At 73.0% G+C, this 23,283-nt stretch carries 22 protein-coding genes and 1 tRNA gene; 10 read left to right on the top strand and 13 right to left on the bottom strand.

Annotation, left to right across the window (positions count from 1 at the left end; translation table 11 throughout):
• Positions 1 to 4: 4 nt before the first annotated feature.
• The 5 genes from ACQPX6_RS28725 to ACQPX6_RS28705 all read right to left on the bottom strand — a co-directional run bounded on the left by ACQPX6_RS28725 (position 5) and on the right by ACQPX6_RS28705 (position 2,860).
• Positions 5 to 664: an FABP family protein gene (locus ACQPX6_RS28725; protein ID WP_433784181.1), complete on the bottom strand. Its 660-nt coding sequence runs from the start codon at positions 662 to 664 to the stop codon at positions 5 to 7.
• Positions 661 to 786, bottom strand: a complete 126-nt coding sequence (locus ACQPX6_RS28720; RefSeq protein ID WP_433784180.1) for a hypothetical protein — start codon at positions 784 to 786, stop codon at positions 661 to 663. The genes ACQPX6_RS28725 and ACQPX6_RS28720 overlap by 4 nt, the downstream gene beginning before the upstream one ends.
• A gap of 119 nt (positions 787 to 905) precedes the next feature.
• Positions 906 to 1,205: a DUF1416 domain-containing protein gene (locus ACQPX6_RS28715; RefSeq protein ID WP_433784179.1), complete on the bottom strand. Its 300-nt coding sequence runs from the start codon at positions 1,203 to 1,205 to the stop codon at positions 906 to 908.
• Positions 1,205 to 2,062 (bottom strand): sulfurtransferase, encoded by an 858-nt coding sequence (locus ACQPX6_RS28710; RefSeq protein WP_433784178.1) that lies wholly within the window; start codon positions 2,060 to 2,062, stop codon positions 1,205 to 1,207. The genes ACQPX6_RS28715 and ACQPX6_RS28710 overlap by 1 nt, the downstream gene beginning before the upstream one ends.
• Before the next feature lie 267 nt (positions 2,063 to 2,329).
• On the bottom strand, positions 2,330 to 2,860 hold the full coding sequence (locus ACQPX6_RS28705) for a TlpA family protein disulfide reductase (RefSeq protein WP_433784177.1): 531 nt from the start codon (positions 2,858 to 2,860) through the stop codon (positions 2,330 to 2,332).
• 224 nt (positions 2,861 to 3,084) lie between these two features.
• Here ACQPX6_RS28705 and ACQPX6_RS28700 point away from each other — a divergent pair, with 224 nt between their 5' ends.
• From ACQPX6_RS28700 to pstB, 6 genes are all read left to right on the top strand, one after another.
• Positions 3,085 to 3,933: a winged helix-turn-helix transcriptional regulator gene (locus ACQPX6_RS28700; RefSeq protein WP_433784176.1), complete on the top strand. Its 849-nt coding sequence runs from the start codon at positions 3,085 to 3,087 to the stop codon at positions 3,931 to 3,933.
• 32 nt (positions 3,934 to 3,965) lie between these two features.
• Complete coding sequence (gene mshD, locus ACQPX6_RS28695) at positions 3,966 to 4,889, top strand: mycothiol synthase (RefSeq protein WP_433784175.1); 924 nt, start codon at positions 3,966 to 3,968, stop codon at positions 4,887 to 4,889.
• A 187-nt stretch (positions 4,890 to 5,076) separates the two neighbouring features.
• Entirely contained in the window at positions 5,077 to 6,186 is a 1,110-nt protein-coding gene (gene pstS, locus ACQPX6_RS28690) for a phosphate ABC transporter substrate-binding protein PstS (protein ID WP_433784174.1), read from the top strand.
• A 129-nt stretch (positions 6,187 to 6,315) separates the two neighbouring features.
• Positions 6,316 to 7,284, top strand: coding sequence for a phosphate ABC transporter permease subunit PstC (gene pstC, locus ACQPX6_RS28685; RefSeq protein WP_433784173.1), 969 nt, complete (start codon positions 6,316 to 6,318; stop codon positions 7,282 to 7,284).
• Positions 7,284 to 8,198, top strand: a complete 915-nt coding sequence (gene pstA / locus ACQPX6_RS28680; RefSeq protein ID WP_433784172.1) for a phosphate ABC transporter permease PstA — start codon at positions 7,284 to 7,286, stop codon at positions 8,196 to 8,198. The genes pstC and pstA overlap by 1 nt, the downstream gene beginning before the upstream one ends.
• A gap of 11 nt (positions 8,199 to 8,209) precedes the next feature.
• Positions 8,210 to 8,986 carry a phosphate ABC transporter ATP-binding protein PstB gene (pstB, locus tag ACQPX6_RS28675; protein WP_433784171.1) on the top strand — a complete coding sequence of 259 codons (777 nt, stop codon included), beginning with the start codon at positions 8,210 to 8,212 and terminating at the stop codon, positions 8,984 to 8,986.
• Between the two features lie 65 nt (positions 8,987 to 9,051).
• Here the strand turns inward: pstB and phoU are convergent, their stop codons facing one another.
• From phoU to ACQPX6_RS28650, 5 genes are all read right to left on the bottom strand, one after another.
• Entirely contained in the window at positions 9,052 to 9,708 is a 657-nt protein-coding gene (gene phoU / locus ACQPX6_RS28670) for a phosphate signaling complex protein PhoU (RefSeq protein ID WP_433784170.1), read from the bottom strand.
• 79 nt (positions 9,709 to 9,787) lie between these two features.
• A complete protein-coding gene (locus ACQPX6_RS28665) occupies positions 9,788 to 12,208 on the bottom strand; it encodes an LCP family protein (protein WP_433784169.1) in 2,421 nt (806 codons plus the stop codon).
• A gap of 192 nt (positions 12,209 to 12,400) precedes the next feature.
• Positions 12,401 to 13,327 carry a GGDEF domain-containing protein gene (locus tag ACQPX6_RS28660; protein ID WP_433784168.1) on the bottom strand — a complete coding sequence of 309 codons (927 nt, stop codon included), beginning with the start codon at positions 13,325 to 13,327 and terminating at the stop codon, positions 12,401 to 12,403.
• Positions 13,328 to 13,605: 278 nt separating this feature from the next.
• Positions 13,606 to 14,730, bottom strand: coding sequence for a tRNA dihydrouridine synthase DusB (gene dusB / locus ACQPX6_RS28655; RefSeq protein WP_433784167.1), 1,125 nt, complete (start codon positions 14,728 to 14,730; stop codon positions 13,606 to 13,608).
• Positions 14,731 to 14,735: 5 nt separating this feature from the next.
• Positions 14,736 to 16,319 carry a Rieske 2Fe-2S domain-containing protein gene (locus ACQPX6_RS28650; protein WP_433784165.1) on the bottom strand — a complete coding sequence of 528 codons (1,584 nt, stop codon included), beginning with the start codon at positions 16,317 to 16,319 and terminating at the stop codon, positions 14,736 to 14,738.
• Positions 16,320 to 16,407: 88 nt separating this feature from the next.
• Between ACQPX6_RS28650 and ACQPX6_RS28645 the strand changes: the two genes are divergently transcribed.
• A complete protein-coding gene (locus ACQPX6_RS28645) occupies positions 16,408 to 17,442 on the top strand; it encodes a PHP domain-containing protein (RefSeq protein WP_433784164.1) in 1,035 nt (344 codons plus the stop codon).
• A 49-nt stretch (positions 17,443 to 17,491) separates the two neighbouring features.
• Here the strand turns inward: ACQPX6_RS28645 and ACQPX6_RS28640 are convergent, their stop codons facing one another.
• Positions 17,492 to 18,280 carry an ArsR/SmtB family transcription factor gene (locus ACQPX6_RS28640; protein ID WP_433788388.1) on the bottom strand — a complete coding sequence of 263 codons (789 nt, stop codon included), beginning with the start codon at positions 18,278 to 18,280 and terminating at the stop codon, positions 17,492 to 17,494.
• Between the two features lie 371 nt (positions 18,281 to 18,651).
• Positions 18,652 to 19,191, bottom strand: coding sequence for a hypothetical protein (locus ACQPX6_RS28635; RefSeq protein WP_433784162.1), 540 nt, complete (start codon positions 19,189 to 19,191; stop codon positions 18,652 to 18,654).
• Between the two features lie 560 nt (positions 19,192 to 19,751).
• Here ACQPX6_RS28635 and ACQPX6_RS28630 point away from each other — a divergent pair.
• The 3 genes from ACQPX6_RS28630 to ACQPX6_RS28620 all read left to right on the top strand — a co-directional run bounded on the left by ACQPX6_RS28630 (position 19,752) and on the right by ACQPX6_RS28620 (position 21,762).
• On the top strand, positions 19,752 to 20,117 hold the full coding sequence (locus ACQPX6_RS28630; RefSeq protein ID WP_433784161.1) for a hypothetical protein: 366 nt from the start codon (positions 19,752 to 19,754) through the stop codon (positions 20,115 to 20,117).
• Positions 20,118 to 20,165: 48 nt separating this feature from the next.
• Positions 20,166 to 20,238: transfer RNA gene (locus tag ACQPX6_RS28625), tRNA-Lys, on the top strand.
• Between the two features lie 87 nt (positions 20,239 to 20,325).
• Entirely contained in the window at positions 20,326 to 21,762 is a 1,437-nt protein-coding gene (locus tag ACQPX6_RS28620) for a tyrosine-type recombinase/integrase (RefSeq protein ID WP_433784160.1), read from the top strand.
• 609 nt (positions 21,763 to 22,371) lie between these two features.
• Here ACQPX6_RS28620 and ACQPX6_RS28615 read toward each other — a convergent pair.
• Positions 22,372 to 23,139: a GAF domain-containing protein gene (locus ACQPX6_RS28615; protein ID WP_433784159.1), complete on the bottom strand. Its 768-nt coding sequence runs from the start codon at positions 23,137 to 23,139 to the stop codon at positions 22,372 to 22,374.
• Between the last annotated feature and the right edge of the window lie 144 nt (positions 23,140 to 23,283).

The following is a 23,283-nucleotide window of genomic DNA, read 5'->3' as shown; positions in this document are numbered from 1 at the left end:
AGCCTCAGCCGGCGATGCGGCGCAGGCGGGCCGAGGTGTGCGGCTGCATGGGCTGGCCGACCATGGCGCGCTCCTCGACGTACGCGAGGTCGCCGTCGTCGACGATGCCGTAGAGCCGCGTCGCGCCGTTGACCTCCTTGGCGCTGGAGGTGCGCGCGATCGCGTCGGTCTGCAGCTCCCACGACGTCTGGGTGCGGCTCTGGCCGTAGTACAGCTCGATGATCCCGGTGTGGTGGGCGAGCAGGAGCTCGATCGTCCCGTCCTCCTGGACGCGCCACCAGCCGGTCTCGCGCGCGGCGGGCCGCACGACGGCGCCGCCCGGGCCGTCGAGCAGCCACGAGCGCGCCTCCCAGGACAGGAAGGGGCGGCCGTCGTGCGCGACGGTGATCTGCTGGCCGAAGTGGAACGGGCCCTCGATGGTCGGGTAGACCACCTCGCCCTCCCCGCGCCAGACCCCGACCAGCGGCAGGAGGCTCAGCAGCGCGTCGTTGAGCTCGGGGCCGAGGCGCAGGTTCGCGGTGTCGTTGGGGACCGGGAGATCCGGCCAGCCGGGGACGTTCGCGTCGCGGGTGCGCGCGGCGCGCTCGGCGGCCGCGCGGATCGCCTCGTTGCCGCTGCTGCCCTCGGGCAGGTCGCCGCCCTCGTCGGCGAAGGGGGCGTTCATCGAGCCTCCTCGTCGCCGCTGGTCAGGAGCTCGTCACGGAAGAGCCGACGCGTCAGCGCGATGCCGGCGCCCAGGATCCCGGCGCTGCACGCGGCGAGCAGGACGGTGTAGAACCACGCCACCGGCCCAGCCTAACGACACCGCCCGCCCCACCCTGGTGGGCGGGGCGGGCGGGTCGCGATCGAGGTCGACGGAGCGGAGTTGCGGACACTGAACGTCAGCGGAGCCGCTCCGCTGACACTCAGCCCACGGACACCTCGGTGGTGAACAGTCCCGGGCCGCCGACGGTGACCTCGGTCTGGCCGTTGCCCGAGCGCGAGAGCGCGCGGACGGTCCAGGTGCCGGGGCGGGCGAAGAAGCGGTAGTCACCGGACGCCGAGGACACGACCTCGGCGGTGAACTCGCCCGTGGCGTCCAGGAGCCGCACGTAGGCCCCGCCGATGGGGGAGCCGGACGCGGTCACCTTGCCGACGAGCACCGACTCCTTGGACAGGTCGGTGCCGGCCGGCAGCTCGGCGGTCTGCTCAGGCGCGCCGCACATCAGGAGTTCCCACTGCCACTCTGAGCCGGCCCGGTCTCGATCGGCACGCCGATGAGCGAGCCGTACTCGGTCCAGCTGCCGTCGTAGTTCTTGACGTCCTGCTCGCCCAGCAGCTCGTGCAGCGCGAACCAGGTGTGCGAGCTGCGCTCGCCGATGCGGCAGTAGGCGATGGTCGGGCGCGACGAGTCGAGGCCCTGCTCCTCGTAGAGCTTGCGCAGCTCGTCGTCCGACTTGAACGTGCCGTCCTCGTTGGCGGCCTTCGACCACGGCACGTTGAGCGCCGAGGGGATGTGGCCGCCCCGCTGCGCCTGCTCCTGCGGGAGGTGCGCCGGCGCGAGGAGCTTGCCGGAGAACTCGTCGGGCGAGCGGACGTCGACCAGGTTCTTGGTGCCGATCGCGTTGACGACCTCGTCGCGGAACGCGCGGATCCCGGTGTCCTGCTCCTTGGCCGTGTACTGCGTCTGCTGGCGCTGCGGGACCTCGGTGTCGAGCTTGCGCCCGTCGAGCTCCCACTTCTTGCGGCCGCCGTCGAGCAGCTTGACCGCGTCGTGGCCGTAGAGCTTGAAGTACCAGTACGCGTACGCGGCGAACCAGTTGTTGTTGCCGCCGTAGAGGATGACGGTGTCGTCGTTGCCGATGCCCTTCGACGACAGCAGCTTCTCGAAGCCCGCCTTGTCGACGAAGTCGCGGCGCACCGGGTCCTGCAGCTCGGTCTTCCAGTCCAGCTTCACCGCACCGGGGATGTGGCCGCCGTCGTAGGCGGTGGTGTCCTCGTCGACCTCGACGAAGACGGTGTTCTGGGCGTCGAGGTTCTGCTCGGCCCAGTCGGCACTGACCAGGGCGTCCTGGCGACTCATGTGTGGTGCTCCTCGGTTCGGTTTCTCGTGGTTCGGACGGGGGCGGCGACACACGCGGCCCGACCCGCGGTCGACCTGGAGCGGGGTGCAGGTGGGCGGTAGGCGCCGCGTCGAGAGGGCCGGGAAGGCCGGATCAGCGACAGAGGCTGGAGTCGACGCGGCACAGGTCCACCGCACGTCGCTGGGTGAGCCCGCCGTCCACGGGCCTCACGCTACCGAACGAAGCGCCCCCGTCCGAGGGTGATGTCATCCGTCCGTCGCCCGGGGTCAGCCCGTCCGGCGCAACGGCGCCAGGAGACCGAGCAGGTCGCTGCGCCGCGGGACGCCGACGGTGCGGGCCAGCTCGACCCCGGCGGGGTCGACGACGAGCGTCGTCGGGGTGCGGCGGATGCCCAGGAGCCGCACCAGCTCGGGGCGCACGGCCACGTCGACCTCGCGCACCGTGACCCCCGGGTGCTCGGACGCGACGTCGGTGAGCACCGAGCGCGACGCCCGGCACTCGGCGCAGAACTGCGACGAGAGCTGCAGCAGCGCGAGGCCGCCGGGCGGGGCGGCGAGGTCGCGGGGCAGCACGCCGCTGACCGGCGGGCCGGGACGCTGCGAGCCGACCGCGCGCAGGTCGCGCCGCGTGCCCTCGGGGCCCGGGTCGTGGACGGGCAGGTCGGAGGCTCCGGAGGCGTCGGGGGTGTCGTCCGGGGCGGCGCGCAGCCGCCGGAGCCGGAGCACGGCCAGCGCGAGCCCGACCAGGAGCACCACGGCGAGGGCCACCACCGCGACCAGGAGCACCCCGCCCGACACCCGCATCCCCCCGCCCGGTCGACCGTCAGCACCCCCGCCAGCGCGGGCACCGCCGCCCGGCCGAGAGCGTTCCCGCAGCGTAGCCGGGGGGTGTGGGGCGCTCGTGACCGGCCGGTGCGCCGGCGGGAGGCGTGGCGCGGGCGACGTGACGTGGAACGCGCGGGCGGGTGACGGCGCGGTGAACTGGTCTATCGTCCCCCTCACGATCGCGGAGGGAGACACGCGTGGAGCTGTTGCTGCTCACCGCCGACCCCGAGCCGACGTCAGTGTTGCCGTCGCTGGCCCTGCTACCCCACGGACTCCGGACCGCGGCCCCCGAGGTCGCGGCCCTGCTCGATGCCGGTCCGCACGACGCCGTGCTGGTCGACGCCCGTCACGACCTCGCCGCCGCCCGCAGCCTGTGCCGCCTGCTGGGCTCCACCGGGCTCGACGTGCCGGTGATCGCCGTCCTGACCGAGGGCGGCCTCGTCGCCGTGTCCCTCGAGTGGGGCGTCGACGAGGTCCTGCTGCCCGGCGCGGGCCCGGCCGAGGTGGACGCCCGGCTGCGCCTGCTCAAGGCCCGCCGCGCCCCCGACGGCGCCGGGGCCGAGGGCGCGCTGGTGCTGGGCGAGCTCGTCATCGACGAGGCCACCTACACCGCCCGCCTGCGCGGGCGCCCGCTCGATCTCACCTACAAGGAGTTCGAGCTCCTCAAGTACCTCGCCCAGCACGCCGGGCGCGTGTTCACCCGGGCCCAGCTCCTCCAGGAGGTCTGGGGCTACGACTTCTTCGGCGGCACCCGCACCGTGGACGTCCATGTCCGGCGGCTGCGCGCCAAGCTCGGGTCGGAGCACGAGCAGCTCATCGGCACCGTGCGCAACGTGGGCTACAAGTTCGTCCGCCCGGTGCGCGGCGTGCTCGGCACGGCGGGCTCCGTCGGCGCCGGATCGCCCGAGGGACGCGCCGAGGTCGACGAGGAGGACGCCCCGGCACGGCCCCCGACACCCCCGCCGGCGCCGCGGCTCCCGCGGACCGGGGCGTCGTGGGACGACGCGCGGGTGGTGCGCCCGACCGCCTGGGCCCGCGGCAGCTGACCGGTCCCGCGCGGGAGCGCTACGGTCCCGCCGTGCTCACGCAGCGGTGGGTGTCGACGGCCACGGCCGGCGACGCCGAGCAGGTCCGGGCCCTCGCGGCCGCCGTCGCCGCGGCGGACGGGGTCGACGCGTACGCCGAGCCGGCCCGCCGCGACCTCGCCGCGCTCGGGGTCGGCGGCGGCCGGCCGAGCACCCGCCACCTGCTGGTCCACGACGGTGACGACCTCGTCGGCCACGCCCTCTTGGACGGCGAGCACCGCGACGACCCCGTCGCCGAGCTCGCCGTCCACCCCGATCGCCGCCGCCACGGGGTCGGCGCGCTGCTCGTCGACGCCGTCCTCGAGGCCGCGCCGGGAGCGCGGTTCTGGGCGCACGGCGACCACCCGGGCGCCGCGCCGCTGGCCGCGCGCATCGGCTGGCGGCGTGCCCGCGAGCTGTGGCGGATGCGCCGGCCCGCGCCCGGCCACGAGGCGACGCCCCTGCCCGCGCTCGCCGTCCCCGACGGGGTCGCGATCCGCCCGCTGCGCGTCGGCCGCGACGAGGACGCGGTGATCGCCGTGAACAACCGCGCCTTCGCCTGGCACCCCGAGCAGAGCGGCTGGACCCGCGCCGACGTCGCCGAGATCGAGGCCGAGTCCTGGTTCGACGCCGACGGGGTCCTGCTGGCGTGGGACACCGCGAGCGAGGAGCTGCTCGGCTTCCACTTCACCAAGGTCCACGCCGCGACCGCGGGCGCGCCCGAACCCGTCGGCGAGGTCTACGTCGTGGGCGTCGACCCGGACGCCCAGGGCCGCGGGCTGGGACGGGCGCTGACGCTGGCGGGGCTGCACCACCTCGCCGACCGCGGGCTGCGCACGACGATCCTCTACGTGGAGGGCGACAACGCCGCCGCGATCGCTACGTACCGCCGGCTCGGCTTCGAGCGCGACGCGGTGGACGTCTCCTACCAGCGCTGATCGCTCCGCGTGACCGGTGTTGCCGCCGGTCACCCGGTGAGTTGTACGCCACGGGACCCGTTCATCCCGCGTTCACCCTTCCAGCTCCGACCGTCCACCCTGCCTGCCTAGCCTCCGAACCGTGGCGCGATCCCCGCGCCGCAGCGTGCCCCCGTGGCGGTGGGCCGACGGACTCGGAGGACTCTCTGTGAGGTATCAGCGGCGCGCGGCGGCGATCGGTCTGATCGCGGCCTCGGCGCTCCTGCTCAGCGCGTGCGGCAGTGACGAGAACGCCGGTGGCGGCGGGGTCTCCGCGGCCCCGGGCGTCACCTGCGGCGGCAAGCCCGACCTGCGCTCCAGCGGCTCGTCCGCCCAGAACAACGCCATGACGCGATTCGTCGCGACCTACCAGCAGACCTGCCAGGGGCAGACGCTGAACTACACCCCGAGCGGCTCGGGCGCCGGGCGCAACGAGTTCCTCGGGGGCCAGACCGACTTCGCCGGCTCGGACTCCGCGCTCAAGGACGGCGACGAGGCCACCCGCGCCCAGGCGCGCTGCGCCTCGCCGGCCTGGAACCTCCCGCTGGTCTTCGGCCCGGTCGCGATCGCCTACAACCTCCCCGGCGTCACCGACCTGGTGCTCGACGGCCCGACCGCGGCCCGCGTGTTCAACGGCCAGGTCGCCACCTGGAACGACCCGGCCATCGCCGCCCTCAACCCGGGCAAGCAGCTGCCGGCCGCGCCGATCGTCGTGAACTTCCGCTCCGACGAGTCGGGCACCACCGAGAACTTCCAGAAGTACCTGGTCGCCGCCTCGAACGGCGCGTACGGCAAGCCGGCCGCCCAGACGTTCAACGGCGGCGTCGGCGCCGGTGCCCGCGGCAGCCAGGGCGTCGCGGACGCCACCAAGAACACCCCGAACTCGGTGACCTACGTCGAGTCGTCGTTCGCGCAGCGCGGCGGCCTGGGCGTCGCCCAGATCATCAACGCCGGCGGCGGGCAGGCCGTGCCGCTGTCCACCGAGTCGGTGGCCACCGCGGTCAACAACGTGCAGGTCACGGGCCAGGGCAACGACCTGAAGCTCAACCTGGACAGCCTGTACCAGACCCGCACCCCGGGCGCGTACCCGATCGCGCTGGCGACCTACGAGATCGTCTGCTCGAACTACGCCGACGACGCGACGGCCGGCGCCGTGCGGGCCTTCCTGCAGACCGCGCTCTCCCCGGGCGCGCAGCAGGCCCTGCCGGACGCGGGCTACGTGCCGCTGCCCGAGCAGTTCAAGCAGCGCCTGACCACCGCGGTGAACGCCATCCAGTAAGCAGCGGCGGCCCACCGATCGACGACGAGGCGGACGGAACCCGTTGTGACCGAACGCACCACGGAGCAGGCCCCACCCGAGGGTCCTCGTGACGAGGAACCCGGGGCCGGGTCGGCCACCCTGAACACCGTGACCGACTCCGAACCCGCTCCCGGCGGGAGGACCCGCGGGTCCTCGTCCGGGGGACGCGGCGAACGCGTCTTCCGGGGGCTGACCTCCGGGTCCGGCCTCCTCGTCGTCGTGGCCGTCGCGGCGATCGGGCTCTTCCTGCTCGTGCAGGCGGTGCCCTCGCTGCTGGCCAACAACGCGAACTTCTTCACGTCGCCGGTGTTCAACACCCGCGACGCGGCGAACCTGATGTTCGGCATCCGCGACCTGCTCGTGGTCACGGTGCTGTCCTCGCTGTTCGCGCTGGCCATCGCGATGCCGATCTCGCTGGGCATCGCGCTGTTCCTCACCCAGTACGCGCCGAAGCGGGTGGCGCGGCCGTTCGCCTACGTGATCGACCTGCTGGCCGCCGTGCCGTCGATCATCTACGGCCTCTGGGGCATCGCGGTGCTCGCGCCGGCGCTGCTGCCGATCGCGACGTGGCTGCAGGGCAACCTCGGCTGGATCTTCCTGTTCGCGCCGGGGAACCTGCCGGTGCTCACCGGCACGATCTTCACCGGCGGCGTCGTCCTCGCGGTGATGATCCTGCCGATCATCACCGCCGTGACCCGCGAGGTCTTCTCCCAGACCCCGCGCTTCCACATCGAGGCGGCGCAGGCGCTCGGCGCCACGCGCTGGGAGGTCATCCGCATGGCCGTGCTGCCCTACGGGCGCAGCGGCTACATCGCCGGCTCGATGCTCGGCCTCGGCCGGGCGCTCGGCGAGACGATCGCGGTCCTCATCGTCATCCGGGCGGCGACCACGCCGTCGGGCTTCAGCCTCTTCGACGGCGGCTACACGTTCGCCTCGCTCATCGCGTCGGCGGCCTCGGAGTTCAGCCAGCCGCTGCCGACCGGCGCCTACATCGCGGCCGGCCTGGTCCTGTTCGTCCTGACCTTCGTGGTCAACGCGATCGCCCGCGTGGTCGCCGGCGGGAAGGTGAACGGCTGATGAGCACGACGACGGGGCTCGACGCCCCCGACCGTCCGGCCAACGGCCCGACGTTCCAGCCCCTCAGCACCGGCCGCAAGGTCAAGGACGGCCTCGCCACCGTGCTGGTGGTGCTGGCGTTCGTCATCGCCCTGGTGCCCCTGGTGTGGGTGCTGGTCACCGTGGTGGGCCGCGGGATCGGCGCGATCCTGTCCTCGGACTGGTGGGGCAAGTCGCTCTCGGGCGTCCTGCCCGAGTCGTTCGCCGGCGGCGTCTACCACGCGATCTACGGCACGCTGATCCAGGCGCTGCTCGCCGCGGTGATCGCCGTCCCGATCGGCATCCTCGCCGCGGTCTACCTCGTCGAGTACGGCCGCGGGCGCCTCGCCACCACCACGAGCTTCATGGTCGACATCCTCGCCGGCGTGCCGTCGATCGTCGCCGCGCTGTTCGTCTTCGCGGCCTTCATCTCGATCCTCGGCGGCACCCAGAGCGCCTTCATGGTGTCGCTGGCCCTGGTGCTGCTCATGCTCCCGGTGGTCATCCGCAACACCGAGGAGATGCTGCGGCTGGTGCCCGACGAGCTCCGCGAGGCGGCCTACGCGCTCGGCATCCCGAAGTGGAAGACGATCCTGCGGATCGTCCTGCCCACCGCCCTGTCGGGCACGGTGACCGGCGTGATGCTGGCGCTGGCCCGCGTCATGGGCGAGACGGCACCGGTGCTCGTGCTGGTCGGCTACTCGCAGTCCATCAACTTCGACCCGTTCTCCGGGAACATGGCCTCGCTGCCCCTGTTGATGTTCTCGGAACTGTCGAACCCGGAGCCCTCGGGCCAGTTCCGCATCTGGGGCGCGGCCCTGACGCTCATCCTCATCATCATGATCCTGCAGCTCGGGGCGAGCGTCGTCTCGCGCTTCTCCGCCATCTCGAAGTAGAGGGAATCCCCGTGGCCAAGCGACTGGACCTGAAGGCCGTCGACATCTTCTACGGCGACTTCCACGCCGTGCAGGACGTCAACCTCTCGGTGTCGCCGCGCAGCGTCACCTCGTTCATCGGCCCGTCGGGCTGCGGCAAGTCGACGGTGCTGCGCACGCTCAACCGCATGCACGAGGAGATCCCGGGCGCCCGGGTGGACGGCGAGGTGCTCCTCGACGGCGAGGACATCTACGCGCGCGGCTCGGACGCCGTGTCGGTGCGCAAGACGATCGGCATGGTGTTCCAGCGCCCGAACCCGTTCCCGACGATGTCGATCCGCGACAACGTCGTGGCCGGGCTCAAGCTCGCCGGCGTGCGGGACAAGAAGAAGCTCGACGAGGTCTGCGAGGCGTCCCTGCGCGGCGCCAACCTCTGGAAGGAGGTCAAGGACCGGCTCGACAAGCCCGGCGGCGGCCTCTCCGGCGGTCAGCAGCAGCGTCTGTGCATCGCCCGCGCGATCGCCGTGCAGCCCGACGTTCTGCTCATGGACGAGCCCTGCTCGGCGCTCGACCCGATCTCGACGCTGGCGATCGAGGACCTGATCGACGACCTCAAGAAGGACTACACGATCGTCATCGTCACCCACAACATGCAGCAGGCGGCACGGGTGAGCGACCAGACGGCGTTCTTCAACCTCGAGGCCACCGGCAAGCCGGGCAAGCTCGTGGAGATCGACGACACCTCGACGATCTTCTCGAACCCCAAGGAGCAGGCCACCGAGGACTACATCTCGGGCCGCTTCGGTTAGTCGCGCCAACGCACGAGAGCCCCTCCCGCAGGCTGCGGGAGGGGCTCTTTCGCGTGCGTGGAGGCTCAGGCCTCGGGCGTGTTCGGCATCTTGCCCGTGACCATGAAGACCACGCGGCGGGCGACGGCGACGGCGTGGTCGGCGAAGCGCTCGTAGAAGCGCCCGAGCAGCGTCACGTCGATGGCCGGGGCGACGCCGCCGGGCCACTCCTTGCTCAGCAGCACCGTGAACAGGTGGCGGTGCAGGTCGTCCATGGCGTCGTCGTCGGACTCCATGGTGAAGGCGAGCTCGATGTCGCGGGTGAGGATCACCTGGCGCGCGTCCTGCGCGAGGTCGAGCGCGACGCGGCCCATCTCGGCGAAGTAGGGGGCGACGTCGTCGGGCAGCACCTTCACCGGGTGCCGGCGCCGGGCCGCCTTGGCGACGTGCAGGGCGAGGTCGCCCATGCGCTCGAGGTCGCCCGCGGAGTGGATCGCGGCGATGACGGAGCGGAGGTCGCCGGCGACGGGCGCCTGCAGGGCCAGCAGGCCGAACGCCTGCTCCTCGGCCTGGCTGCGCAGGGCGTCGATCTTCGTGTCGGACGAGATGACGTCCTCGGCGAGGTCGAGGTCGCCCTCGAGCAGCGCCGTGGTCGCCTTCTTCATGGCTTCGCCGGCCAGCAGGGACATGTCGGCGAGCTCGCCACTGAGGGCATCGAGCTTCTCGTGATAGGCCGTGCGCATAGGGCGGAACCTACGTGGTCGCCCGGTCGGGGACCCGACCACGGCGTGAACCGGGGATGAACGCGATCTCGGTGTCGATCTAGGTGCAGGACGCGTCGGCGGCGGTGATGGTCGGGTTGACCGGCGCGCTGCTCCCGGCGCCCGCCGGCGCGGAGTCCGCGCGCACGCTGCCGTCGAAGTCGTCGCCCAGGGTCAGCACGAGCGTCCCCGGCGCGGAGGCGATCGGCTCCAGCGCGGCCCCGGGGACCGTGGTCGACAGCGCCGACGCGGCCGCGGCCTGGTCGGGGGAGTAGCGGATGGTCGTGCCGCGCCCCGCGCCCGCCGCGGTGCCCTCGCTGACCACGGTGAACCCCGCGGAGCGCAGGCGCTCGGCGACGGCGTCCGCGGACGGGCCCTCGGAACGGTCGGCGCGGGGCAGGGCGGGCGCGGCGAAGCGCCGCTCCTCGTCCCCGCCGTCGTCCCCGTCCCCGTCGCCGGCGTCGTCGCCGCGGTCCTCGTCACCGCCGTCGTTCCCGCCGTCGGACGACCGGTCCGAGGACTCCTCGCCGTCTCGGGAGCCCCCGTCGGAGCCCTCCCCGGCGGGGGAGCGGGCGTCGACGAGCCGCACCTGGGCGGGCGCCGGCGCCGGGGCGGCGGGCGCGGCCGGAGCGGTCGCGCCGGCCCCGGGCAGCGGCCGGTCGTCGATGAGCGCGGAGAACAGCGCGCGCTCCTCGCCACGGCGGAGCACCTCGTTGCCCCGGTCGTTGGCGACGCCGGTGGTCGGCACGGTCACGAAGCTGACGGTGCGCGGGTCGAGGCTGCCGAGGGACTGCGAGAGCGCGAGCAGCTGGTCGGAGCCGATGTTCTCGCCGAACGTCGACCGCGAGATCGCCGTGACCAGGCCCTCGAGCCGCGACGGGTCGAGCAGCGTGCCGGCCGAGAGCACCGAGCGCAGCAGCGCGCCGAGGAACCGCTGCTGGCGCTGGATGCGGCCGTAGTCGCTGGACGGGTCGCCCTCGACGTGCCGCGCCCGGACGAAGTCGAGCGCCTGGCGTCCGTTGAGGACGGTCGGGCCGGCCTGCGGGACGATCGGTCCGAGGATCGAGTCGCGCACGGGCTGCTCCACGCAGATCGGCACCCCGCGCACGGCGTCGACCATGCCCTCGAAGCCCTGGAAGTCGACGCCGAGGAAGCGGTTGACCGCCAGCCCGGAGAGCTCCTGCACCGCGCGGGTCACGCAGCGCGGACCGCCGGCGGCGTACGCGGAGTTCAGCTTCACCCGCGGCGTGGGCGGCAGCATCTGCGGCGAGTACGCGCCGCTCACCGGGTCCCAGCGCTCGCACGCGGGCCGGGTGATCTCCAGGTCGCGGGGGAACGACACCACGGTCACCGCGGAGCGGTCCTCGGGCACGTGGACGATCATGATCGTGTCGGTGCGCGCGCCGGGGACGTCGGCGGTGTCGCCCGCGTCCTCCGACGGCGGGGCGCCGGCGCGGCTGTCGGAGCCGACGACGAGGAAGTTCTGGTCGCCGACCTGCGCCGCGGCGTCCTGGATGGCGGACGAGTCGGGGTCGAGCGCGCCGATCTGCCGCACGGCCGCCTCGACCCACGACGCGGCGCCCCACGCCAGGCCGCAGACCACGACGACGAGCACCGCGCACGTCGCGGTGAACACCCGCAGGGTTCGGGGCCACGTCCAGCCCCGCCGCCACCGGGTCACCCGCGCGCCGGCCGAGGCGAGGACCGCCGACGTCGCCGCCCAGTCCGTCGCGTCGGCGCGCGTCGCGGTCGCGCGGCGGGGCGCCGCGGTGGTCGCGGCGCTCGTCGCGCCGGCGGTGGTGGTCGCCGCGGCCGTCGTGACCGGCGGCGGTTCGGCGGGCGCGTGCGGGACCGGCGGCGGCCCGAGGACCGGGCGGGCGGCGGCCGCGGCCGACGCGGCGCGGACGTGGCGGACGGCCGGGGACTCGACGGGATCGCCCGGCTCGGGGTCGTGCGGCTCGTGCGCCTCGTCCTGGTCGGGCTGCTCGTCGGCCGGCTGGTCGAGATCCTCGGGCTCCGGGTCGTCCTCGACGTCGTCGGGCGGCGGAGGGACGCGGGGCGCGGCCGGACGCAGCACCAGCGGCGCGCGCGCCGGGTGCGCCGTCACGACGGTCGGCGGCTCCTCCGGGCGCGGCGCCGACGGGAGCACCGGGTGCCGGCCCGCGGGCAGGGTCACGGCGTCGACGGGCGAGCGCTTCGACGGCGGCGGCGGGACCCCGCCGTCGGCCTCCGTGGCCAGCGGCGTCGGCGCGGTGACGAGCGCGGCCCCGGGCGGGCGCAGGCCCAGGCGCGGTCCCCGCTTGCGGGTCAGCGGCACCATCGTGGGCGCCCGGCCCACGCGGACCGGGGTGTTGACCGGGATCCGGAACGGCACCGACGGGGGCGGCCCGGAGCGGGCGGACCCGTCCGCGCGACCGGCGTCGGCCCCGTCGGCACCGGGGCCGGAGCCCCGGGCCGGGTCGCCGGCGCGGTCGTCGGTCACGGATCTCCTCGCGGCTCGTGACGTCGAACCGCGGGCGCGCGGTCCGGGGAGGTCAGCAGCCGGATCGTACGGCCCGTGACGGCCCTCTCACCGCCGGGGCCACTACGCCACGCGGGGCTCCGGACACAACGGACACCACCCGACCGGGCGACGCCCGGGACCCGTTCGGCGACCCGATCGTTCAGGTCCGGCTCAGGAGACGGGGAACGCGCCCCGCGCCGCGGCCTCGATGCCCCGGCGGCGGGCGGCGGGCCCCGCGAGCCGGACCGTGCCGTCGGCGCCGTCCCGGTAGGCGACGGCGTTGCGCCCGGCGCGCTTGGCGACGTAGAGCAGGGAGTCGGCGGCGTCGAGGCCCGGCGCGCCGGGACGCGTGGCGTCTCCCAGGCACGCGACGCCCACGCTGACCGTGACGCGCAGGTCGGCGGCGACCTCGTGCCACGGGTGGGCGTCCACCCGCGCCCGGGCCTCCTCGCACACGCGCACCGCCTCGGCGGGGGCGAGCCCGGGCAGGACGAGCGCGAACTCCTCGCCGCCGTACCGGGCGCAGAAGCCGTCCTCGGGCAGGTCCTCGCTCATGACGTCGACCAGGCGCCGCAGCACCTCGTCGCCCAGGACGTGCCCGTGGGTGTCGTTGACGGCCTTGAAGTGGTCGACGTCGGCGAGGGCCACGCAGACCGGCGCGGCCGAGGCCGACCCGTCACCACGCAGCGTGCTGAGCCGCTCGTCGAGGTAGCGCCGGTTCCACGTGGCCGTCACGGTGTCACGGCGGCTCTGCTCGCGCGCCTCGGCCCGCTCGCGGCGGAGACGATCGACCTCGAGGCGTAACTGATCGGGCACATCGGCCGGGATCGTCCGCTCGTCCCGGACGAGGGACACGGCGGCCTTGAGGTGCTGGTACGCGCGGCGCCAGTCGCCGCGGTCGGCGAGGACCTCGGCGGCGGCCTCGTGGGCGCGGGCCTGGTCGACGCGGCCGTCGGGCGTGGGCGCACCGACGGGCACGGCGTCGAGGCCGATGATGGGCGAGGTGGGGAAACCGCAGGTGACGGACGTCTCGATCGCCGCGCTCGCGACGACCGGCGCGTCGGGGGTGGCGTCGCGCTCCGGTGGCGCGGTCGCCACCGCCGTGCTCCCGCGCCCTGGGCGCAACCCGGCCAGCCGCACGCACACCACCTCCGTCCTGCCTCCAGTGTCGCCCCCGGAGCCCGCGCTGTAACGGTCATTCGCCACCTCGCGGGCAACTTCAGTCGTCCGGCGCAGGTGACGCTGCGTAGATGTACGACATTTCGACCCGTTCGGCCCACCTTGAGTCGCCCGCGACGGTGGTCCTGCGGCGGGGGGAGATCGCGGCCGGTGACGGGACGTCGGGGTCCCGGTCCGACGAGTACGAAGCGTAGCGGTCAGCCGCCGGAGTGCATGACGTCCGCGCCGGCGGGCACGGTGTCGTCCTCGGGGTCGTCGAGCCAGCCCTCGGGCAGGGTCACGTGGCCCGGCGAGCCCTGGCGGCCGCGGGGGCCGTCGGCGTCGGCGGGGAACGGCAGATCGTGGTCGAGTTGGGCGAGCAGCTCGTCGAGGCGCTCGAGCCCGTCGATCATCCCGAGCTCGCGGCGCAGCTCCGAGCCCACCGCGAAGCCGTGCAGGTACCAGGACATGTGCTTGCGGGAGTCGCGGACGCCCTTGCGCTCGCCGTGGTGGGCGATGAGCAGCTCCACGTGGCGGCGCATCACGCCGGCGACCTCGCCGAGCGTGGGCGGCGTCGGGATCGGCCGGCCCGCGAGCGCGGCCTCCAGCTCGCCGAACAGCCACGGCCGGCCCAGGCACCCGCGCCCGACGACGACGCCGTCGCAGCCGGTCTTCTCCATCATGGCGACGGCGTCGGTCGCGGCGAAGATGTCGCCGTTCCCGAGCACCGGGACCCCCGCGGGCACGGCGTCGCGCAGCGCGGCGATGCGGTCCCAGTCGGCGTGTCCCGAGTAGCGCTGCGCTGCCGTGCGCGCGTGCAGGGCCACCGCCGCCGCGCCCTCCTCGGCGGCGAGGCGCCCGGCGTCGAGGAACGTCACGTGGTCGTCGTCGATGCCGATGCGCATCTTCACCGTCAGCGGCAGCTGCCTCCCGTTGCGCCCGGCCGCGGTGACGGCGGCCCGGACGATCGAGGCGAAGAGCCGCCGCTTGTAGGGCAGCGCCGCGCCCCCGCCCCGGCGCGTCACCTTGGGGACCGGGCAGCCGAAGTTGAGGTCGACGTGGTCCGCGAGGTCCTCGTCGACGATGCGGTCCACCGCGCGCCCGATCGTCACGGGGTCGACGCCGTAGAGCTGCATCGAGCGCGGCGACTCGTCGGCGTCGAAGGCGATCATCTCGGCGGTGCCGGGGTGCTTCTCCACCAGCGCCCGCGCCGTGATCATCTCGCAGACGTAGAGCCCCGCGCCCTGCTCGCGGCACAGGCGGCGGAAGGCGACGTTGGTGATGCCCGCCATCGGGGCGAGCACGACCGGCGTCGGCAGCTCGAGGGGACCGATGCGCAGCACGATCCCTACTCTCCCAGCTTCTCGGCCCGGATCTCGTGGCCTGCCGACGTCAGGCACCGGCCGGTGGCGAGGTTGAACTTCCAGTTGTGCAGCGTGCAGGTGAGCACGTCGCCGTCGACGGCGCCGAACTTCGACAGGTCCGCCGACAGGTGCGGGCAGCGGGCCTGGACGCGCCAGCCGTCGAGCTCGATGTCGCGGCCGTCGTCGTTCTGCGCGTCGTACCAGTTCTCCACGTAGTCCATCCGCTCCTCGGACAGACACTTGAAGAACGTGTAGAGGTACTCGTTGTACTGGCCGACGCGCGTCGCGGTGAAGCGCACCGACAGGAACAGCGAGTTCGACCAGTCGACCTCGCCGGTGGCGATGTTGGTCTGCACCAGCGTCGCCGGCACGCCCCAGCGGTAGCGGGCCTGCTCACCGTTGTAGACGCGGATCTCGCGGGCGGCGAAGTCGAACGCCAGCGACAGCGTGCCGTCCTCGTCGACGCCCGGGGTGTCCGCCGGCATGCCGTGCAGGTCCATGCGGACCGCGCCCCCGATGCCGTCGCACATGTGGTCGGCGCGCTTCATCAGCGGCTCGATCCACTCCTTGAGCTGGCGCAGGATGTCCGGCTGCGGCGCGGCCCAGCGCGCCTTCTGCGCCTCGATCGCCGGCCGGGCGCGCTCGGCGAAGTCGCGCAGGTAGCGCTCCTTGTCCCCGAAGATCGTCTCGATGTCGGCGTCGGACATCGGGTGCGTCAGGTCCTCGACGGTGCCGTGGCCGATCTCCGCGGTGGTCCCGGGCAGCAGCAGGTGGCCGCCGTCGTGGCCGAGCTCCCGCATCCGCCCCAGGAACTCCCACTGGTCGGTGAAGATCGACTCGCCCTCGACGCCCTCGTAGCCCAGGCCGTTCCACTTGAACAGCTCGTCGTCGAGGAAGCAGGGCGGGCCCGCGGTCGGGAACACGTGCGGCGCCCCGACCTCGCGGATGTAGCGCATCGCCCGGTCCTCCTGGCCGACGCGCTTGCGGCGGGCGAACTCCCGCTTCGCGGCCTTGGGCAGGTCGTAGACCATCGGCCACCAGATCGCGCCCGAGAACTGCGTGAAGTGCGCGTCGTAGGCGCCGAACTCCAGCAGCTGCGGGATGTCCAGCGGGTGCGCGTCGTTCTGGTTGACGATGCGCGCCGTGCCGTCGTCCAGCGAGATCGCCGAATCGCCGATGGGCCCGTCGCCCGGGCCCTTCAGCGACGTGATCATGAATCGCAGGCCGCCGTCAAGCTCCTGCGGCACGCCGCTCTCGGTGCGCACGAAGTGCCGGAACCCCAGCTCGCGCAGCTCCTGCTCGAGCTCGTCGGTGGGGTAGTCCGGCAGCAGGACCCGCGCGTCCTTCGAGACGTGGACGCGCAGGTGCTCCGCGTCGAAGTGGTCGCGGTGCAGGTGCGACACGTAGAGGTAGTCGCAGTCGCCCAGGGCGTCCCAGTCCAGCTGCGTGTTGTCCGGGAACGGCACCCACGACGCGAAGAACGTGGGGTTGACCCACGGGTCGCACAGGACGCTCCCGCCGGTCGTCTCGAACCGCATCCCCGCGTGCCCGACTCCGGTCACCCGCACGAGCAGACCACCTCCATCACAGTGCTCGCCGTCGATTGTCCGTCGTGGTGCGGCCCACGGCCGCCTCGGGTGGGGTATCCCTGACCACGTGACCGTGCTCCCCGTCGACGGTGACCCGATCGCCGCACTGCGTGCCGTGGCCTTCTACCTCGAGCGTGAGCGCGCCGAGACCTATCGGGTGAAGGCCTACCGCTCGGCCGCCGACCGCCTGGCCGAGCTGGACCCCGACGAGGTCGCGAGCCGCGCCCGCGCCGGCACGCTGACCAACCTCAAGGGCGTCGGGAAGAAGACGGCCGCGGTGGTGACGGAGGTCCTCGACGGCGGCACGTCGACCACGCTCGCCGACCTCGAGGGCCGCCACACCGAGCCCGTCGCCGGCGGCACGGGGATCCGCGCCGCCCTGCGCGGCGACTGCCACACCCACTCGACGTGGTCCGACGGCGGCAGCGACATCCTCGAGATGGCGCGCACCGCCCGCGACCTCGGTCACGAGTGGATGGTGCTCACCGACCACTCCGAGAACCTGACCGTCGCCAACGGCCTCACCCCGGAGCGCCGGCGCCGGCAGTTCGACGTCATCGCGGCGGTGAACGAGGAGCTGGCACCGTTCCGCCTGCTGCGCGGCATCGAGGTCGACATCCTCGAGGACGGCGACATCGACGCCCCCGACGACCTGCTCGAGGAGCTCGACCTCGTCGTCGCCAGCGTGCACTCGAAGCTCCGGGCGCCGAGCGACGTGATGACCGCGCGCATGGTGGCGGGCGTGTCGCACCCGCTGGTCGACGTGCTCGGGCACTGCACGGGCCGGCTCGTCACGGGCGGCCGCGGGACCCGCCCGCCGTCGACCTTCGACGCCGAGGCGGTGTTCGACGCCTGCATCGAGAACGGGGTCGCCGTCGAGATCAACTCGCGCCCGGAGCGCCTCGATCCCCCGCGTTCACTGCTGCGCCAGGCCCTGGCCTCGGGCTGCGAGTTCGTCGTCGACACCGACGCCCACGCGCCGGGCCAGCTCGACTGGCAGCCGTTCGGCTGCGAGCGCGCCGAGGAGTGCGAGGTGCCGGTAGAGCGGATCGTCAACACCCGCGGCGCCGACGACCTCGCCGCCTGGCGCACCCGCGGCTGAGCCAGCGTGGGGGCCACGCTGGCGTTCACCGCTTGGAAATCCGCCACGATCATCCCTCGACCGCGACCTCGCCGGTCTCCAGCAGCGACTTGAGGTTCGACAGGATTCCGGGCCAGCCCTGCGAGACGCCCTCGCGCATCACGCTGTCGGGCGCGAAGTCGTCGTGGGTGACGGTCAGCTTCACCGCGCTGCCCGCCGGCTCGATGTCGAACGTGACCTTCGAGCGCTTCTCCTGCTGCATCTCGGCCAACTGCTCGTCGCTCCAGCCGAACATCTCCTGCATCTCGGGCTGGTAGTTGTGCCAGGTGTACGACAGACGCCGCGGCGGGTCGGCCTCCAGGACGTGCTGGTCCCAGTCGTGCGGCTCCTCGCCGCCCATCGACCAGTACACCGGCGACCCCTCACCCCAGTCCGACGTCGGCCCCCCGCCGCCGTAGTAGCGGGTGATGAACGCGGGGTCGGTGAGCGCCTGCCACAGCTTCTCCGAGGTCGTACGGATGTAGCTGACGTAGACGAAGTCGTCGGACACGTCGTTCTCCTCGAGAGCCTGTCGGAGGTCGGCGAGGGTCTGCGCCCGCGCCCGGTCGTACCGCCGGATCCACCGGTCGGCGACGTCGTTGATCGGGGCGGCGTTGAGGTGGTGGTGCTTCTCGCGCCCGTGCCAGGACGTGACGACGAGCCCCGCCACCTCGAGCACGCCGAGGTGCTTGGCGACGGCCTGGCGCGTCATCGCCAGCCCCTCCCCGAGCTCGCGCAGTGACTGCCCGCCGCGGGCGTGCAGCGCGTCGAGCAGGGCCCGCCGACTGGGGTCGGCGAGCGCGCGGAACACCTCGTCCATCACCGCTCCGATCACGCAACCATCTGGTTACCTGTCCGACGATAGGGAACCATCGGGTTGCGCGTCAAGCGGTGTGACGGAAGCCGTTTGCGGGGTGATCGCCGCGCGCTTAGCGTGGAGGTACACGGGAGAGGAGGTGGTCCAGCGTTGATGAACGACAGGACTCGTGAGGTGTCCGTCAGCTAGCTGCTCGAAGGCCGTGGAATGGCCGGTCCGCGGGCGGAGAGCCCGCGGCAGGGCGGCCAGCGAATCCAGGCAGGACACCAGCCCCCGGAGCCCCTGACCCTCGTCCAGTCGGGGCCCGACCAACCGGCAGCGCCGGATGGTCGGGAGATCGCTCCGGGGGCCTTCCTGTCTCTACGACAGGGTGGTCACCGGCGGGCGTAGGGCCGGTCGTCGACGCCGAACGAGGCGCCGTACGGCGCGTCGAAGGTCGAGCCGTAGGGCCGCTCGCCCGTGCTCGTGGGGGCGTGGCCGACGTGGTCGGCGCGCGGGTCGCCGGCCAGCGGGCGCTCGTCGAGGTCGAAGCCCGCGGGCACCGACGACGACGCCCAGCCACCGGTGCTCGGGTGGCTCGGCGGCAGGGGCCCGCCCAGGGGGTCGGGGTCGCCCAGCGGGTCGCTGTGGCGCCTCGCGAAGCCGTCCGGTGCGGCGTGCCCGCTGACGGGTAGCGGCTCCGGGGGGCTGAGGCGCGTGCGGCTCGGGCCGGGACCGTGGGGCCCGGTACCGGGCAGGCCGCCCTCCGCGACCCACTTCGCCTCCTGGGCGATGCGGTAGGTCTGGCACGGCCAGCTCGCGCGGCCACCGGCGTGGAAGCAGGCGCGGCAGTTCTGGTACCCGTCGGGCACGTGCTCGGCGAGCACCCTGCGCCAGACGTCGGGCATCTCGGACATGACGACGGCCATCGACACGTCGAGGCCTCCTCTCCCTGCGGTCGGGGCCCACGGGGGAACCGTGCGGCGCGCGGTGGGGAGGAGCTGTGTTGCCGGGGAGCGCTCGATCCCGCCGCACCGGTCGTGCCCGCCGGCGGGGGCTCCCTCCGGCGTTGTGTGTTTGGTACTCGTTTCCCGGCCGGAGCACGACAGTGACTCGACGGTGACGGGCGAGTACCCACCGTCATCGGCATTGACTGCGCGTCGTCCCGGCGTGTCGCGCCCGGCCCGTTCGGGTGGCGACGGCGCGAGCCGCTGACCAGCGACGATGTTCCGACGGGCCGTGGCGCGGTGACCGCGCCTCACCCGTTCGGGGACGTCGGGCTGCGCCGGGCGGGGTGTCGACGGCTCTCCGACCGCCTGTCGTTCTCCGCGCGTGGCGGTCGCCGAGCGGAGCAGTGGTTGCGCCGGACGGACCAACGAGAGGGGTGACGAGTCGCGAGATGCCGTAGGGCACTACGGCAGACCGGGGCGGTCGCGGGGCGGACGCTCCGGGTGGACGGCGGGTCACCGGGCCCGTCGATCGAGAGAGGAACGCCATGCGCCAGCGCACCGCCGACATCGGCGCCGTCGTCCTCGGGGTGCTCGGCCTGCTGGACGCCCTGAGCCCGTGGCTCCTGCCCGCGCCGCCCGGCGCGCCGGCCTTCGCCGACCCTCTCGCGCTCGTCTTCGGCCTCGCGACCCTCGTCGCCCTCGCCGTCTGGGCCGCGCGGGGTTCGCGCGCAGCGATGTGGGTGGCCGTCGTGCTCCGGGTGATCTCCGCCCTCTTCGCCGTCCCGGCCTTCATCGACGGGGTGTCGGCGGGCGTCCAGATCGTGCTCGTGGTGGTGATCGTGGCGACGATCGTCGGCGTCGTGCTCGTCCGCCCGGCCCTCGCCCGCCCCCGGACCGCCGCCCGCCTCTGAGGTCCGGCTCGCTGCCGAGCCCTAGGATCGTCCCCGGCCACACCGGCCGGGCCTCTAGCTCAATGGGCAGAGCATCGGACTTTTAATCCGTTGGTTGTGGGTTCGAGTCCCACGGGGCCCACCCATCCTGAGTAGGGAATATGTGGTGCAGGACAGCTCCGGAGTCGACCAATGACTGCGGGTTTGACTGCGAGTACGATCCTGGCTCGTGGCTAAGACCGGGGAGCGTCGCCAACGCGGCACGATCCGCAAGCGTGGCAACTCGTACCAGGTCAGCGTCTACGCAGGTGTCGACCCGCTCACCGGTCGGAGGCACTACCTCACCGACAGCGCGAGAGATGCACGCGAGGCCGAGCGCCTCCGGAAGCAGCTCGTTGCCCAAGTCGACAGCGAGAGCAACGCCAGGACACGGGCCACCCTCGGGACTGCCCTCGAGGCCTGGCTACGGACGCACGAGGCCGAGGAGACGACCCTCGAGGGCTATCGCGGATACGTCCGCCGCACGATCGCGCCCGCCCTCGGTGAGGTTCCGATCGGCAACGTCAGCGCCCAGGTGCTGGAAGAGTTCTACGCCGAGCTTCGTCGTTGCCGGCGGCGTTGCCGGGATGGCTTGCCGTCGGTCGACCACCGGACGACTGCCGCTCACGAGTGCAAGTCCGTCCGCCACAAGCGCCGGCCGGACCGCCCGGGAAAGGAGCCGCACGACTGCTCGACGGCCGGTTGCACCGTGATCGAGTGCCCTGCGCATCGCTGCACGCCGATGGCCTCGTCCTCCATTCGTCAGGTGCACTGGATTCTCAGCGCCGCACTGGCGGCGGCTGTCCGATGGGGGTGGATTCGCTCTAATCCTGCAGAGATCGCCCGCAAGCCCAAGCAGCGGGCGCCGCAGCCCCAGCCGCCGAGCGTCGATGAAGCCGGACGCATCCTCGAAGCAGCCTGGTCGGAGGACGCTGACTGGGCGACACTGGTGTGGTTGGTCATGGTGACCGGGATGCGGCGAGCAGAGGTTCTCGCACTTCGCTGGTCGGACGTCGACCTGGTGTCGGGACTGGTCGCTATTCGACGGAACTACGTTCGATCCGGAGGGCGAGGGTTCGAGAAAGACACCAAGACACATCAGATGCGGCGCCTCGCGCTCGACGCCGAGACCGTCGTCGTTCTGTTGGAACATCGCCAGCGCTATGAGGAGCGGTCTGCGGAGCTTGCCGCCGAGCCGTCGGCCAGTGCCTTCGTATTCTCGCATCGTCCGTTGCACGACGCGCCTGCGGACCCCGACCGGGTCAGCCATCGGTACAGCGATATGTGCCGCAGACTAGGGATCGACAGCCATTTCCACGCGCTTCGGCACTACTCGGCCACCGAGCTCTTGACCGCTGGCGTCGACCTGAGAACGGTCGCGGGCCGTCTCGGACACGGCGGGGGTGGCGCGACAACGCTGCGCGTCTACGCGGCTTGGGTCGGCGAAGCGGATCGGCGCGCCGCCGAAGTTCTCGGAAACCGCATGCGGTGGAGAACTGGACCGCGGACATGGGCGGGCGCGGGGTCACGATCATCGCCCCCTTCCAATCGCGACGCACCAGTGACGGCAGCGACGGACGAACCGTGGACGCCCGGCGCCTGTGGCGCCGCTGTGCGGGAACACTGAGCAATATTGGGAGGGCCTTTCGTGCAGCTCGAGGCGGAGGCTAACCAGGTCCAGGCGAACGAGCGCCGCTACCCGCCGGGGTGAACCTCGTCGTCGGCATGCCGATGCGACTGTGGCGCCACCCGCCCTCGCTCGGCGGGTAAGCAGAGCTTCGAACTCACGCGGGCCGCCCAGCTTGCGGCCGAGTACGTCGCGGAGCCCGAGGTCCGCCACGGGACCGGCTCAGCACGGTGGTCTGGGGTGGCGGGCTGCTGCTCGAGTCGATCGTGCGGGTGCCGTTGGTGTCCCTGCTGTTGGTCCCGGTGATGGTCGGCGTGTCCGAGGCGATGATGCTCGCGACGTTCGCCGGGCTGATCACCTGGGACCTCTGGTGCATCCGCTGCGCCGAGCCCGGCCGGCCTGAGCCCGCCGTCCAGAAGGCCCGCCAATGCGCCCGGGCCCACCCTGTGGGTCCGCGGCGGGGACCCGGTCGGGGGAGTCGCTGTGGGTGGGGATCAGTACCCCGCGCCGCCAGGGGGTCCGACTGCAGCTGTACGAGGTCGCCGAGCAGTAGACGGCTGCCTGTCGGCGGGCCGGAAAGGCCCGGGTCGAGGGTGCGCCGCGCCGGCTTCACCCCTCCGACGCGGTGGGAGAGGTGGGGGGCTGCTCGGGCGGTGGCCCGTCGAGGCGCAGCCGGTGGGCCAGGATGTCGGCAGCGACGTCGATGAGCAGTCGGCTCTGCACGAAGGCGTGCCCGCGCATCCGGTCGAACGCCGCGTCTGGAGGTAGGCCGAGCTGTTCGGCGACCACGCCGGCGGCGATGTGGACCTGCTCGTGCGGGGACACCCGCACCCCGAGGGATCCGGTCGAGGCCTCGCGTTGGAGCCGGGCTGCGGTACCGACCGGGTCCTGGAGACTCAGAAGGACCAGGGTTGCGGTTGCGGCCAGCTCGCCTGCCGCTGCGAGGGTTTCGGTGTCGAGCGGTCCTGGCGCGGTGCGGTAGGTGCTCATGGTGCCGACGCGCAGCGACCCGAAGATCAGCGGGAACACGAACACCGCACGCGCGCGAGATTGCTCCACCACGCGTGAGGCGTAGATCGGCCAGCGGGATCCGGATGCGGTGTCGAGATCGGGGACCAGGACGGGCACCCCGGCGTCAAACGCCTCGAAGCAGGGTCCCTCCCCCAGAGTGAACTGGATCTCCTCGAGCCCGTCGGCGGCCTGGTCACTCGCGCACAGCGTCTCCCGGTGCTGCGTGCCGGTCATCGTGGAGATCGCGGCGCCGTCGACCGGCAACGCCTCCGCCGTCGAGCGACAGACGACGCGCAGCGCCTCGACGGGATCGGGCCCGCGCAGCGCGAGCGCCACGGCCTCGCGCAGTTCGCCCAGGTCAGCCAACGTGTCCTCGCATCCCGGTGACGAGCTTCCCTCCGGAAGACGGATCGTCCTTCGCGGGAGCTGCTCACGACGGCGCCAGTTGGTGGACCACGTCGGAGCTCGACGACCGCGGGGATCGTCAAGGTCGCTCACCCGTAAACCACC

The organism is Actinomycetospora sp. CA-101289, assembly GCF_050955895.1.
GTDB lineage: Bacteria > Actinomycetota > Actinomycetes > Mycobacteriales > Pseudonocardiaceae > Actinomycetospora.
The sequence above is the reverse complement of the archived record's forward strand: the minus strand, read 5'-3'. Positions and strand labels throughout refer to the sequence as shown.

Coding starts and splice junctions, on each gene's coding strand:
- phoU (WP_433784170.1), bottom strand. CDS start 9,708: ATGCGCACGGCCTATCACGAGAAGCTCGATGCCCTCAGTGGCGAGCTC.
- ACQPX6_RS28640 (WP_433788388.1), bottom strand. CDS start 18,280: ATGGACGAGGTGTTCCGCGCGCTCGCCGACCCCAGTCGGCGGGCCCTG.
- pstA (WP_433784172.1), top strand. CDS start 7,284: ATGAGCACGACGACGGGGCTCGACGCCCCCGACCGTCCGGCCAACGGC.
- ACQPX6_RS28630 (WP_433784161.1), top strand. CDS start 19,752: ATGCGCCAGCGCACCGCCGACATCGGCGCCGTCGTCCTCGGGGTGCTC.
- ACQPX6_RS28710 (WP_433784178.1), bottom strand. CDS start 2,062: ATGAGTCGCCAGGACGCCCTGGTCAGTGCCGACTGGGCCGAGCAGAAC.
- ACQPX6_RS28725 (WP_433784181.1), bottom strand. CDS start 664: ATGAACGCCCCCTTCGCCGACGAGGGCGGCGACCTGCCCGAGGGCAGC.
- ACQPX6_RS28715 (WP_433784179.1), bottom strand. CDS start 1,205: ATGTGCGGCGCGCCTGAGCAGACCGCCGAGCTGCCGGCCGGCACCGAC.